Below are 12,377 nucleotides of genomic sequence, written 5' to 3'. Positions count from 1 at the left end.
CGAAGCCCGCCACGTGGCCTTTGGGGTGTTGTCGTTGAAGGAGTACTACGGCGAGCTCACCGATGCTGAGATGTTGGAGCGTCAAGAGTTTGCCTTCGAGGCGGCGGTGCGCATGCGCGACCGTTTCCTCCAGCAAGAGGTGTGGGAGCACATGGGTGTCGACCCGAAGGTGGCCGCTCAGATGGTGCTGAAAGCTCCGCAGCGGCAGGTGTTTCAGAACATGCTCTTCAGCAAGATCGTGCCCAACTGCAAGAAACTCGGCCTGCTCGACCGCAACGACCATTGGCTGCGCGGCAAGTTCACCGAATTGGGAGTTATCCAGTTCGAGGACTGGGCTGATACGGAGGAGGAGTACCAGACGTTCGCGCTCGCTGAGGGCGAACTCGCCGCCTCCTGAGGGCATACCGGTTGGTAGGGTCCGAGGGCGATGACCACCCCCTCGGATCCTCTCCTCTTGGTGATGCACGGCCTGCGGCTGCAACACGTTGGCACCCCCGCGGGGTTGGCCGAGGCGCTAGGGGTAGCGGAGGCGGAGGTGAAGACGATGCTTGATCAACTTGTCTCGGAAGATCGCGCCACGTATCGCACCGGCCGCATCTCCGGGTTCACGCTCAATCCCACCGGTCGGGCAGAACACCTCGCCCTGATCGCCGCCGAGGTGGACGCCGCCGGTGTTCGCACTGGCGTGCAGGCCGCTTACGAGCGGTTCTTGGGGCTCAACACCGAACTGCTCACGATCTGCACGCAGTGGCAGTTGCGTGAGATCAACGGCCAATCCGTGCCCAATGACCATGCTGACGGGGCCTATGACGCCACGGTGATCGAGCGGTTGGCTGATCTTGATGGCCTCGCCCAGCCCATCGCCACCGACCTTGCCGCCTTGCTGGCCCGCTTCGCCACTTACGGACCCCGCTTGGCCTTCGCCCTCGCCGGGCTCCAAGCCGGTGAGGTGGATCTGTTCACGCGGCCGATGGTGCCGAGTTACCACACCGTCTGGTTCGAATGGCATGAGGACCTCCTCGTCACCCTCGGCATCGAACGCGGCTCGGAAGGGGCCGATTGATGGCCGCGGTGCGCTTTGGCCGAGTCCTCACGGCGATGGTCACCCCCTTCGATGAGCGTGGCGATCTCGATCTCGACGGAGCCGTGGCGTTGGCCCGGTGGCTGGTTGCTCACGGCAACGACGGGCTCGTGTTGGCCGGCACCACCGGCGAGGCGCCCACCTTGACCGACGATGAGAAACTGGCCCTGTTTGCCGCTGTGCGAGACGCCGTGGATGTGCCCCTGCTGGCGGGTACCGGCAGCAACGACACCCGCCATAGCTGTGGGCTGTCGGAACGGGCCGCCGCCACCGGGGTAGACGGACTGCTAGTGGTCACGCCGTATTACAACCGGCCCTCACAGGCCGGTATCGAAGCGCACTTTCGAACCGTCGCCGGGGCCACCGATCTGCCGATGGTCATGTACGACATTCCGGGGCGTTCGGGGCGCAAGATCAGCACCGAGGTGTTGCTGAGGTTGGCCAACGAGGTGGCCACGATTGTGGGAGTGAAGGATGCCGCCGGCGATCCGGGGGAGACCGCCCGGTTGGTAGTGGGCACCCCGGCCGACGTGTCCGTCTGGTCCGGCGACGACCCGATGACGCTCCCATTGTTGGCCGTGGGCGCAGTGGGGGTTATCGGCACGGCCACGCATTGGTGCGGTGAGGTGATGGCTGAGATGGTGGCCGCCGTCGGTCACGGCGACCTCATTCGGGCCCAGGAACTCAACGCCAGCCTGTTCGAGTCCTACGCCTACGAGAGCCGGGAGATCGCCCAGTTTGCGCTGGCGGTGAAGGTGGCTCTGCGCTGTATGGGCCTGCCCTCAGGCCCGTGCCGGCTGCCGTTGGGTCCGGAGCCCGCCGGTCTGGAGGCCGAGGCCCGGGCCATGCTGGAGCGTCTTGGTGCATTGCGCTGAGCCCCTCCGTGACCAGTAGGTTCACCCCACATGGCTGAACCCGTCACGATCACGTTCCTCGGCGGCCTCGGTGAGATCGGCCGCAACTGCATGGTGCTGGAGTGCCAGGACAAACTCCTCATGCTCGACTGTGGGCTGATGTTCCCGGAGTTGGAGCACCTGGGGGTAGACCTCATCCTGCCGGACTTCACCTGGCTGCGGGAGAATGCCCATCGGGTGATCGGCATGATTGCCACCCACGGCCACGAGGATCATGTGGGGGGGCTGTCGTTCCTGCTTCGTGACCTCTCCTTCCCCATTTACGGCTCCGCCTTTACTCTCGGCCTGGCCCGGAACCGCATCGAGGAGGCCGGGCTCCTGGGTAACACCGAGTTCATCGCCGTCGCCGATGGCGAGCGCCGCCAGATCGGTCCCTTCGACGTGGAGTTCATCCCCGTCACCCACTCGGTACCCCATGGCTTTGCCACCGCCTTTCACACGCCGCAGGGCGTGATCATGCACACCGGCGACTGGAAACTCGACCTCACTCCGGTGGATGGTCGACTCACCGACCTCGCCCGCATGGGTTCGATCGCCTACGACCAGGGTGTGCGCCTGCTCATGGGCGATTCCACCAACGCCGATTCTCACGGTCACTCGCGCAGCGAGACCACCGTGGGAGGGGTGCTCTACGACCTGTTCCATGAGCACGAGGGTCGCCGCATCGTGATTGCCTGCTTTGCCAGCCACATCCACCGGGTCCAGCAGATCGCCGATGCCGCCGTCTCCTTCAACCGCAAGGTTGCCACCCTCGGCTTGTCGATGAAGAAGAACGTGCGGTTGGCCCGTGAAATGGGCCTGCTCCACATTCCCGAGGCTTCTTTGATCGACATCGAGAAGATCGACGATCTCCCCGACGGCGACATCTGTGTGATTTCTACCGGCAGTCAGGGCGAGCCGATGTCGGCCCTCACCCGAATGGCCAACAGCGAGAACCGTTGGCTCACTATTGGCGAAGGCGACACGGTGATCCTGTCGTCGCACCCCATTCCGGGCAACGAGATGAGCGTCACCAAGGTGATCGATGGGTTGGTTCGCCTCGGCGCCAAGGTGGTGCACTCGGGCCTCGAGGACGTGCACGCCACCGGCCATGCCAAGCAAGAGGAACTCAAGACGATGCTCAACATCGTGGGTCCGCAATGGTTCGTGCCGGTGCACGGCGAGTATCGCCATCTCGTGCACCACGCTGAGTTGGCCCAGGCCATGGGAGTGCCCGCTGATCGCACGGTGATCTGCGAGGACGGCGACCAGATCACCATCGATGATGAGGGCCTGCGCAAGACCGGCACTGTGCCGGCGGGCTATCTCTATGTGGATGGCATCGTGGGCGACGTGGGCCAGGGTGTGCTGCGCGACCGTCGGGTGCTGGCGGAAGAAGGCGTGGTCGTGGTGGTGGTCACCGTGGCTCTCAAAGACGGCACCATCCTCACCGGTCCTGAGGTGATCACTCGCGGCTGGGTCTACGCCCCGGAGGCGGAGGAGTTGCTCGACGAGTGCGCCCAGGTGGTGCGCGACGCCATCAAGGATGTGTTTGCCGGGTCCAAGACCCCCGACCTCGATTCGTTGCAGCGCGCCGTGCGGCGTGCGGCGGGCCGCTTCGTGAACGACCGCACCAAACGCAAGCCGATGATCGTGCCGGTAGTGATGGAGGCCTAGGGCCACCACCGGTCGGCGGGCGATTGCCCCCACCACTGGCATGCTGACGGTGTGCCTGAACTGCCTGAGGTTGAAACGGTGCGGCGGCAGATCGAGCCGCTGGTGGTGGGACGGCGGATTACCGAGGCATGGGGGCACCCGTCGGCCAAGTTTGCTGCCGCCCCCGAAGCTTCCGGGGCGACCATTGCTTCAGTGGGCCGGCGGGGAAAGTACCTGCTTCTCGGGCTCGATGACGCTCGTGAGTTGATCGTGCACCTCGGCATGACGGGCCAACTCCGGCTGCGTCCAGCCGAGTTGGATCCCTACGTGCGGGCCTGGTGGACGTTGGATGATGGCGCCATCTTGGAGTTGCGTGACGTGCGTCGATTCGGGCGGATCGGGGTGGTGCCGGCAGGGGAATACGCCTCGCTTCCCACGCTGGCTGCCCAGGGACCTGAGCCCTGGGACCGGCGGCTCGATGATGGCGGACTGTGGCGCAACTTTCGGCGCAGCAACATGCGTATCAAGACTCAACTGCTCTCGCAGCGCCCGCTGGCGGGGGTGGGAAACATCTACGCCGACGAGGGCCTCTGGCGGGCCGGGATCCATCCGGCGCGCCGCGGCATCACAAAGCGGGAGGCCGAGGGCCTCCTCGGGGGTTTACGCCAGGTCCTCGAACAGGGGATTGCCAACGGGGGCACCACCTTGCGCGATTACCGCACTCCCCACGGTGATGTAGGGCGTCACCAGTACGAACTGGAGTGTTATGGCCGCGCCGGGGAGCCCTGCGGTCGTTGCGGCGGTGAATTGCGGCGGAGCATCGTGGACGCTCGGGGAACCACCCACTGTCCGCAGTGTCAGCGCCGGCGTTGACCCGGGGACGGTGGAGGCCGGAGCCCGTTCCACGACGGCTAGGCCATTGTTCGGGCTGTTTCCACTGTGGCTAGTGGGGCTACTGGTACTATTGGGGGCACTGTGGCTACCACCCAACGACCTCGTTCCGGGGCGACCAAACGACGACCCGGCAAGAAGCAGGCCCCCCCGCCTCCGAGCCTGGTGGAGAAGTTCATTGTCTGGCTCACCGCCGCCGTGGAAGGCCACGCCGGGGACCTCGCGGGGTTGTTGTGCATCGTGGTGGGGATCATCTCGGCGATGGGCATCTATTTCGACTCGGCCGGCCCGTTGGGCCGCGGGCTCAACGCGGCTATTGGCACCACGATTGGTGGGGGACGGGTGCTGGCGCCGGTGGCTCTGTTGGTCATCGGCTGCCTCCTCTTGCGGGGTCGTCCGGTGCTCTACGACGAGGACGGAGAGCCATACGAGGAAGAAGAGGAACCGCTCGCCTCGCGCTCCCACCTATGGGTCGGTGGGTTGCTGCTGGCGATCTCGGGCTGCGGCTTCCTCCATCTGGTGGGCGGGCGTCCCGGCCTCGATGCCCCCACCGACGATCTGGTGGGAGCGGGCGGTCTGCTCGGGGTGGCGGTGGCGGGTCCGCTGGCGTCGGGCATTGCCCCGTGGGGGGCTGCCCTGGTTCTCACCGCCATGGCCGTGGCGGGTCTCGTGGTGCTCACCCGGGTGCCGGTGCGCGTCGTGGCCGGTCATACCGCAGCCCGCACGGCCCCGGCCACCGCGGCCTTCCTCGAGGCCGCCAAGCGCATCGGCAGCAATCTCTTCTCTCTCGAGACGGTGACCGAAGACGAGGCCGACCTGCAGGTTTTCGACCAAGACGCCGAAGCGATGGAGGAAGACGAAGAAGAGGTGGAGGAACCGGTGAAGCGGCGCCGGAAGCCCCAGCCTCGCGCTCCCCAACTCGACGCCGAACTGATCGAGCCCGTATCCGGTGAGCAATTGGAGATCGAGCTAGGCCCGGCCGTCAAGGGTTCGCCCTGGAAGTTGCCCGCCCTGACGCTGTTGCAGCGAGCCGATGCCCACGAGGTGGACAAGGCTGCCGTCGAGCAGGCCGGGCGCGTCCTGGAACAGGCCCTAGCCCAGCATGGGGTGGAGACAAAGTTGGTAGGAATGGTGGTGGGCCCGTCGGTCACCCGCTACGAACTTGAACTCGGACCCGGGGTGAAGGTGGCCCGGGTCACCAGCCTGCATAAAGACATTGCCTATGCCATGGCGTCTCCAGACGTACGCATCCTGGCACCGATCCCGGGGCGCCAGGCGATCGGCGTAGAGGTGCCCAACAGCGACCGACAGATCGTGCCGCTAGGCGACATCCTCGGCTCTGCGGAGGCCAAGCGGGCCAAGCATCCCCTCGAGGTGGCGGTGGGTCGCGACATCAACGGCAAGGCCGTGCTGATGAACCTGGCCACCATGCCGCACATCCTGATCGCCGGTGCTACCGGCGCCGGCAAGTCGAGTTGTCTCAATTCGTTGATTACGTCGATCCTCATGCGCTCTACCCCCGAACAGGTGCGCATGATTCTGGTGGACCCGAAGCGGGTGGAGATGGGCCAATACGACCGGCTGCCCCATTTGCTCACCCAGGTGGTGACCAATCCCAAGAAGGCGGCCAACGCGCTGGCCTGGGCCGTGCGCGAGATGGAACGTCGCTACGACCTGCTGGCCGAGGTGGGTTTCCGCGACATCACCGGCTACAACGCCGCCCATGACCGCGGCGACCTGCCCGATATGGTGCTGCCCTCCGGCGAGGTCGCCCGGGAGTTCCCCCGCCTTCCCTTCATCCTGGTGGTGATCGACGAACTTGCCGATCTCATGATGGTGGCGGCCCGCGACGTAGAGGACTCCATCTGTCGCATCGCCCAGATGGCCCGGGCCGTAGGGATCCACTTGGTGATCGCCACCCAGCGCCCGTCGGTGAACGTGATCACCGGCGTGATCAAGGCCAATGTGCCGGCCCGTTTGGCCTTCGCGGTTTCCAGTGCCATGGACAGCCGGGTGATCCTCGACCAACAGGGTGCCGAGCGACTGATCGGTAGGGGCGACATGCTCCTGTTGGGCCCCGCTTCTTCCGCGCCGTCGCGGATACAGGGTGCCTGGGTAAGCGAGGAGGAGGTGCGCAAGGTGACGGCGGTCTGGAAACGTCAGGCCCCTGACATCGAGTTCGATAAAGAGGTGCAGGGTTCCGACGATGCTGCTGGTTCATCGATGGGCCGAGGCATGAGCGGAGGTGACGAGGACGACGATCTGCTCGTGCAGGCCACCGAACTCGTCGTGCGGTCGCAGTTGGGCTCCACCTCGATGTTGCAGCGGAAGCTCAAAGTGGGGTTCGCCCGAGCCGGGCGCCTCATGGACCTGTTGGAGCAGCAGGGCATCGTGGGACCCTCGGAGGGTTCGAAAGCTCGCTCGGTGTTGATGAGCCTCGAGGAGTTCGAGAACGCTATGGAGCAAGGCGAGGTCTAGTCGGCGTTGTGGCCGTGCCCTTCACGCCAGTGGAGGCGTAGCCGGTGTTGGGCGGCGAAGCCCCCCAGTGCCACCAGGGCGGCGGCCGCGAAGGCACCCCGGTACGACGTCACGGTGACCGCGAGGCCTAACAGCGGCGCCCCAATCCCCTGGGAAAGATCGAAGAAGAGCGAGAACGTGCCTACGGCCTGACCTCGTTCGTGGTCGGGTACTCCATCCAGAGCAGCGGAGAACAACGCGGGGTAGAGAAGGGCCATGCCGATGCCAATGAGCACGGCGGCGCCCCACACCGCCACCACTGACGGCCAGACGGCCAGGAGGCCGGACCCGAGGGCGACGGCGGCGAGGGCGATCGATGATGCCCGGGGCCAGCCGAGACGATCAGGGATCTTGGCCCCGAAGAGACGGATGGTCCCCACGGCGGCGGCGTAGACAAAGAAGACCGGTGCGGTGTGGGCGAGGCCGATGCTGGGGCCATAGAGGGAGACGAAGGCGGCGAAGCCGATAAAGGGAATGAGGCCCAGCATGAGCACGAACCCAGGGCCGAGGGAGGAGCGATAGAGCAGCGAGGTTGGCTTGGGAGCGCGGGGAGCAGGGCGGTGGGGGGTGCCGAGGCCCAGGAGGGCGGCGAGTAGCGCGAAGCCGCTGGCGACGAGCCAGACGTTCTCGTAGCTACCTCGACGCAGCAGGTATTCGCCGATGGCCGGCCCGAAGGCCAGTCCGCTGTAGACGGCCACGCTGAAATACGACGCCGCTTCACCGCGGCGGTTGTCAGGGGCCATGTCCTGGGTGGCGGTGGCGGCCCCTACGAACACGGCGGCCTCCCCGAAGCCCGCGATGAGTCGGAGCCCCAGCAGGGCCGGGAGGGTATCGACGAGGGCGTAGCTGAGGGTACTGAGAGCCACGATGAGGGCTCCGCCGCTGAGCAAGACGCGACGGCCGTAGCGGTCACCCAATCGCCCCGCCCACGGGCGGGCGGCGGCGGCTGAGACGGCGAAGCTACCCACCACCAGGCCTACCGCCAGTCCATTTCCCCCGAACGTGCTGGTCACGTATTGCGGGAGTGTGGGCAGCAGGCAACCCAGGGCGACGAAGTAGGCGAAGGCCGCCAGGGTGACCAGTAAGAATGGCCCGGTGATCATGCGCCCGTCCCGGTCCGGGGTCAGGGCGGTGCACTCGCCGGCGGCAGCATCGGTCACGCCGGGTCTAACACTGGGGGACCGGCAACCCTTCCCGAGACGCGGAAAGGGGTACGCCCCGGCGGTTGGACTGCTAGCAAGGGCGGATGCATCTCAATGAACTAGCCACCGGCCTCAAGTTTCCCGAAGGTCCGGTGGTGCTTGATAACGGGGATGTGATCCTGGTGGAGATCGCCCGCGGCACCCTTACCAAGGTAGGTGCCGACGGCGCGGTCAGCGTGGTGGCCGATCTCGGTGGCGGTCCCAACGGAGCGGCGCTGGGTCCCGACGGCGCCATGTATATCTGCAATAACGGGGGGTGTTTCAGCTGGGTCGACGTGATGGGTTTCACGATCCCGGGCGCGGTGCCCCCGGAGTGGACCGGAGGGTCCATTCAGCGGGTCGACCTCACCACCGGCGTGGCGTCCACCCTCTACACGGAGTCGTCCTCGGGCCCGTTGCGCGCCCCGAATGACTTGATCTTCGATGGCCACGGTGGTTTCTGGTTCACCGACCACGGCGTGCGTCTCGAACGCTCCACTGATCGCACCGGCATCCATTACGCCAGGGTCGACGGATCCGCCTGTACCGAGATGATCTTTCCCCTCGATGCCCCCAACGGGGTTGGCCTCTCGCCCGACGGCACGCGCCTCTACGCCGCCGAAACCCACACTGGGCGTGTCTATTGGTGGGCGCTGTCGGCCCCGGGCGAGGTGTCGCCGGAGAACCAGGGCAACCCCTACGGCAACGGGGGGCAACTCCTGGCGGGCCTCCCCGGTCTGCAACTGCTCGACAGCCTCGCCGTGGATGGGGAGGGGTGGGTGTGCGTGGGCACCCTGGTCAACGGCGGCATCACCGCCATCTCCCCCGATGGCGCCACCATCGAGCACGTTCCCCTGCCCGATCAGATGGTGACGAACATTTGCTTCGGAGGTGCGGATCGGCGCACGGCCTATTGCACGCTGTCCAGTACGGGTGCGCTCGTGAGTTTCGAGTGGCCCCGAGCGGGCCTGCGCCTGCATCACACCCAGTAGGAGCCGGGCAGGGGTCCACCGGTAGCCTGGGGGCATGTCCGGGCGCCGTACCTTTTTCGTGGAGACCCTCGGCTGTCCCAAGAACCAGGTGGACTCCGACAAGCTGGTGGGCACGTTGCTGGCCGATGGTCTGATACCGGCGATGTCGCCCGATGATGCCGATCTGGTGGTGGTGAACACTTGTGCCTTCATCGAGGAGGCCCGCCAAGAGTCGATCGATGTGGTGTTGGCCCTAGCCGATCGGAAGCACGCCGATGCCGAACTGGTGGTAACGGGGTGTATGGCCGAGCGGTACGGCGACGAGTTGTCCGCCGCCCTGCCGGAGGTGGATGCGGTGGCAGGGTTCGGGGTGCCGATCACCCTCGGCCGCAAGCCCGGCGGGAAGCCGCTGCCCGCCTTCGATCTGCTCAACTTGCCCCGGCCGGCCTCGGCGGTCCCGTGGGCCTATGTGAAGGTGGCCGAGGGCTGCGACAAGGCCTGCGGTTTTTGTGCCATCCCAAGCTTCCGTGGCCCCCAGCGATCCCGTTCCGTTGCCCAAATTCTCACCGAGGTAGACGAACTGGTGGCGGGCGGGGGCAAAGAAATCGTGCTGGTGGCGCAGGACCTCGCGAGCTACGGACGTGACCAGGGGGTGGGCACGAAGGACCTCGTGCCGCTCATTGAGTTGGTGAGCCAACGGGCGCCGCGCGTGCGGCTCTTGTACCTCTACCCGTCCGACCTCACCGAGCGGCTGGTCGCCGCCATCGTGGCCACCGGAGTGCCCTACTTCGACCTGTCGCTCCAGCATGTGTCGGCCCCGCTCTTGCGGCGCATGCGGCGCTGGGGCGATGGCGCCAAGTTCCTCGAGCGCGTGGCGGCCATCCGCGCCCTGGAACCCACCGCCGCGTTTCGGTCCAACTTCATCGTGGGCTATCCCGGCGAGACTGAGGACGACCACGATCAACTGTTGGCGTTCGTGGACGAGGCGCAACTGGACTGGTGTGGTTTCTTTGCCTACTCCCGCGAGGAAGGCACCTACGCCGCCGACCTCGATGCTGCCGTTCCCCCTGCCCTGATGGGCGAACGCCTCGCTGAGCTACGGCAAGCGCAGGACACCATCACCGCCACTCGTCGCGACGACCTCATCGGCTCACAGGTGGATGTGCTGGTCGACGCGCCCGGCGTGGCCCGTAGCCATCGTGAAGCCCCCGAGATCGACGGCATCATCACGGTGCCGACGAGCCTGGTGGTGGGCGAGATCAGCGCGGTGCGCATCACCGGTGCCGAGGGCCCCGATCTCTACGGTCAGCCGATGGCGTTGGCGCGGCCGCAATGACCGGGCAGTTCGGGCCCTCGGCCCTCGCCACGCCGGCCAATCTGGTCACGGTGGGTCGTCTGATCCTCACGCTGCCGCTCATTGCCATCGTGGTCCACTCGGGCGACTCGTGGGTGGCGCTGGTGCTCTGGATCGCCCTGTGTGTGACCGACGGCATCGACGGGCTGATCGCTCGTCGTCAGGGCACCACCCGCTCCGGTGCCTTCCTCGATCCCTTGGCCGACAAGGTGCTGGTGCTCGGCGTGATGTTTGCCTTGGTGGCTAACGGCACGTTCTGGTGGGTGCCCGTGGCCATCATCACGGCGCGCGAGATAGGTATCCAAGGGCTTCGTTCTTATTGGGGTCGGCGAGGTTTGGCGGTGCCCGCTACTGGCATGGCCAAGACCAAGACAGTGGTGCAGGAGGTAGCGGTGGGCTTTGGGTTGCTCCCGCTCACCGCCGTTGACTTCCCCTGGGTGGCCAACGCGATGTTGGCGGCGGCGCTGGTACTGACGTTATGGAGCGGGGCGCAATATCTGGCGGAGGGTCGTCGCGCCGTCACCGTGTTGGGGTCTCGCTAGCCCATGCGATGCGAGATCGTGGCCATCGGCACCGAGTTGTTACTCGGGCAGATCATCGACACGAACTCGTCGTGGATGGGTGAGCAGTTGGCCATCGCCGGCATCGAGCACCTGCGGCAGACGAAGGTGGGCGACAACCTCGACCGCATCGTCGGTTGCATCAACGAGGCGCTCGGGCGGGCCGATGCGGTCATCCTCTGCGGCGGGCTCGGCCCCACCCAGGACGACATCACTCGCGAGGCCATCGCCCAGGTGATGGGCGTGCCGCTGGTGCGCCACCCCGAGATCGGCGAGGTCATCCGAGGGCTCTTCGAGTCGCGCGGGCGGGCGATGGCGGAGAACAACCTGCGGCAGGCGGACGTGCCGGAGGGTGCCACCATCATCGAGCAGCGCACGGGCACGGCCCCCGGGCTGATCTGCCCGGTGGGCGACAAGGTCATCTACGCGGTGCCCGGGGTGCCTTATGAGATGAAGGAGATGATCGAGCGGGCCGTGCTCCCGGACCTGGTCCGCCGGTCGGGGGCGCCGCAGGTCTTTGTGAGCCGGGTGCTGCGCACCTGGGGGGAGAGCGAGTCGCGGATCTCTGAGCTGCTCGACCCGCGGCTGGTGGCCCTCGACCTCGCCGGCAACCCCACCATCGCCTTCCTGGCCAGCGGCATCGAGGGCATCAAGGTGCGCCTGACCGCACGCTCGGCCACTCGTGCGGAGGCCGATGCCCTCCTCGATGCCGAAGAGGCCGAGGTGCGAGCCGTGCTGGGGGATCACGTGTTCACCAATGAGGACCTTCCGATGGAAGCCGAGGTGGGAAGATTGCTGGTGGCCCGGGGCCTCACCCTGGCGGTAGCCGAGTCGCTCACCGGGGGCCTGCTGGCCTCGCGGGTGGTGGCGGTACCCGGAGCCAGCGAATGGTTCCGGGGCGGCGTCGTCTCCTACGCCAGCGATGTAAAGACCGATCTGCTCGACGTCCCGGAGGGTCCGGTGGTCTCCGAAGCCGCGGCGCTCGCCATGGCCACGGGCGTGCGGCGGCTACTGGGGGCCGACATTGGTCTTTCCACCACCGGCGTGGCCGGGCCGGCCGAGCAAGATGGTGAGCCACCGGGCGTGGTGTGGATCGGGATCGCCGGCCCCGATGAGTGCACCGCGATCCGCATTCAACTCCCCGGCGATCGTGATCGTGTCCGCCAGATGGCGGTGATTTCCGCCATGGATCGCCTCCGGCGGCGATTGTTGCGCTGACCTGATGGTGACCTTCTCGCTTCTCTCCCCCGGTTGGGCTGGGCGGTGAAGTAGA

Annotated in this window: 11 protein-coding genes; 10 read left to right on the top strand and 1 reads right to left on the bottom strand. The window is 66.5% G+C overall.

The features are described from left to right. The 6 genes from EXQ71_08770 to EXQ71_08745 all read left to right on the top strand — a co-directional run. Positions 1-397 (top strand): ferritin-like domain-containing protein (locus tag EXQ71_08770; protein MSO87599.1); only part of this gene is annotated, 397 nt, incomplete at its 5' end. A 30-nt stretch (positions 398-427) separates the two neighbouring features. Beyond that, entirely contained in the window at positions 428-1,063 is a 636-nt protein-coding gene (locus EXQ71_08765; GenBank protein MSO87598.1) for a transcriptional regulator, read from the top strand. After that, positions 1,063-1,956 carry a 4-hydroxy-tetrahydrodipicolinate synthase gene (gene dapA / locus EXQ71_08760; GenBank protein ID MSO87597.1) on the top strand — a complete coding sequence of 298 codons (894 nt, stop codon included), beginning with the start codon at positions 1,063-1,065 and terminating at the stop codon, positions 1,954-1,956. Before EXQ71_08765 ends, dapA begins: the two co-directional genes overlap by 1 nt. 30 nt (positions 1,957-1,986) lie before the next feature. Beyond that, entirely contained in the window at positions 1,987-3,651 is a 1,665-nt protein-coding gene (locus EXQ71_08755) for a ribonuclease J (GenBank protein ID MSO87596.1), read from the top strand. 51 nt (positions 3,652-3,702) lie between these two features. Next, on the top strand, positions 3,703-4,503 hold the full coding sequence (mutM, locus tag EXQ71_08750; protein MSO87595.1) for a bifunctional DNA-formamidopyrimidine glycosylase/DNA-(apurinic or apyrimidinic site) lyase: 801 nt from the start codon (positions 3,703-3,705) through the stop codon (positions 4,501-4,503). 102 nt (positions 4,504-4,605) lie between these two features. Beyond that, a complete protein-coding gene (locus tag EXQ71_08745; protein ID MSO87594.1) occupies positions 4,606-6,999 on the top strand; it encodes a DNA translocase FtsK in 2,394 nt (797 codons plus the stop codon). Here the strand turns inward: EXQ71_08745 and EXQ71_08740 are convergent. Further along, the gene (locus EXQ71_08740) at positions 6,996-8,198 is read right to left on the bottom strand and encodes an MFS transporter (protein MSO87593.1); all 1,203 of its coding nucleotides are present in this window, start codon (positions 8,196-8,198) and stop codon (positions 6,996-6,998) included. The genes EXQ71_08745 and EXQ71_08740 overlap by 4 nt on opposite strands. A gap of 86 nt (positions 8,199-8,284) precedes the next feature. On the opposite strand from EXQ71_08740, the gene EXQ71_08735 reads away from it, so the two are divergent. Genes EXQ71_08735 through EXQ71_08720 form a run of 4 tightly spaced genes read left to right on the top strand, consistent with a single transcriptional unit; the run spans position 8,285 to position 12,322 of the window. Next, positions 8,285-9,211, top strand: a complete 927-nt coding sequence (locus EXQ71_08735) for an SMP-30/gluconolactonase/LRE family protein (GenBank protein ID MSO87592.1) — start codon at positions 8,285-8,287, stop codon at positions 9,209-9,211. 34 nt (positions 9,212-9,245) lie between these two features. Next, on the top strand, positions 9,246-10,526 hold the full coding sequence (rimO, locus tag EXQ71_08730) for a 30S ribosomal protein S12 methylthiotransferase RimO (GenBank protein MSO87591.1): 1,281 nt from the start codon (positions 9,246-9,248) through the stop codon (positions 10,524-10,526). Continuing rightward, complete coding sequence (locus tag EXQ71_08725; GenBank protein MSO87590.1) at positions 10,523-11,086, top strand: CDP-diacylglycerol--glycerol-3-phosphate 3-phosphatidyltransferase; 564 nt, start codon at positions 10,523-10,525, stop codon at positions 11,084-11,086. The genes rimO and EXQ71_08725 overlap by 4 nt, the downstream gene beginning before the upstream one ends. Before the next feature lie 3 nt (positions 11,087-11,089). Continuing rightward, positions 11,090-12,322 (top strand): competence/damage-inducible protein A, encoded by a 1,233-nt coding sequence (locus EXQ71_08720; protein ID MSO87589.1) that lies wholly within the window; start codon positions 11,090-11,092, stop codon positions 12,320-12,322. The last annotated feature ends 55 nt before the right edge of the window (positions 12,323-12,377 follow it).

Source organism: Acidimicrobiia bacterium, assembly GCA_009694375.1.
In the GTDB taxonomy this organism is placed as follows: domain Bacteria; phylum Actinomycetota; class Acidimicrobiia; order Acidimicrobiales; family VFJN01; genus VFJN01.
The sequence above is the reverse complement of the archived record's forward strand: the minus strand, read 5'-3'. Positions and strand labels throughout refer to the sequence as shown.

Coding starts and splice junctions, on each gene's coding strand:
- EXQ71_08765 (MSO87598.1), top strand. CDS start 428: ATGACCACCCCCTCGGATCCTCTCCTCTTGGTGATGCACGGCCTGCGG.
- dapA (MSO87597.1), top strand. CDS start 1,063: ATGGCCGCGGTGCGCTTTGGCCGAGTCCTCACGGCGATGGTCACCCCC.
- EXQ71_08755 (MSO87596.1), top strand. CDS start 1,987: ATGGCTGAACCCGTCACGATCACGTTCCTCGGCGGCCTCGGTGAGATC.
- EXQ71_08735 (MSO87592.1), top strand. CDS start 8,285: ATGCATCTCAATGAACTAGCCACCGGCCTCAAGTTTCCCGAAGGTCCG.
- rimO (MSO87591.1), top strand. CDS start 9,246: ATGTCCGGGCGCCGTACCTTTTTCGTGGAGACCCTCGGCTGTCCCAAG.
- EXQ71_08725 (MSO87590.1), top strand. CDS start 10,523: ATGACCGGGCAGTTCGGGCCCTCGGCCCTCGCCACGCCGGCCAATCTG.
- EXQ71_08720 (MSO87589.1), top strand. CDS start 11,090: ATGCGATGCGAGATCGTGGCCATCGGCACCGAGTTGTTACTCGGGCAG.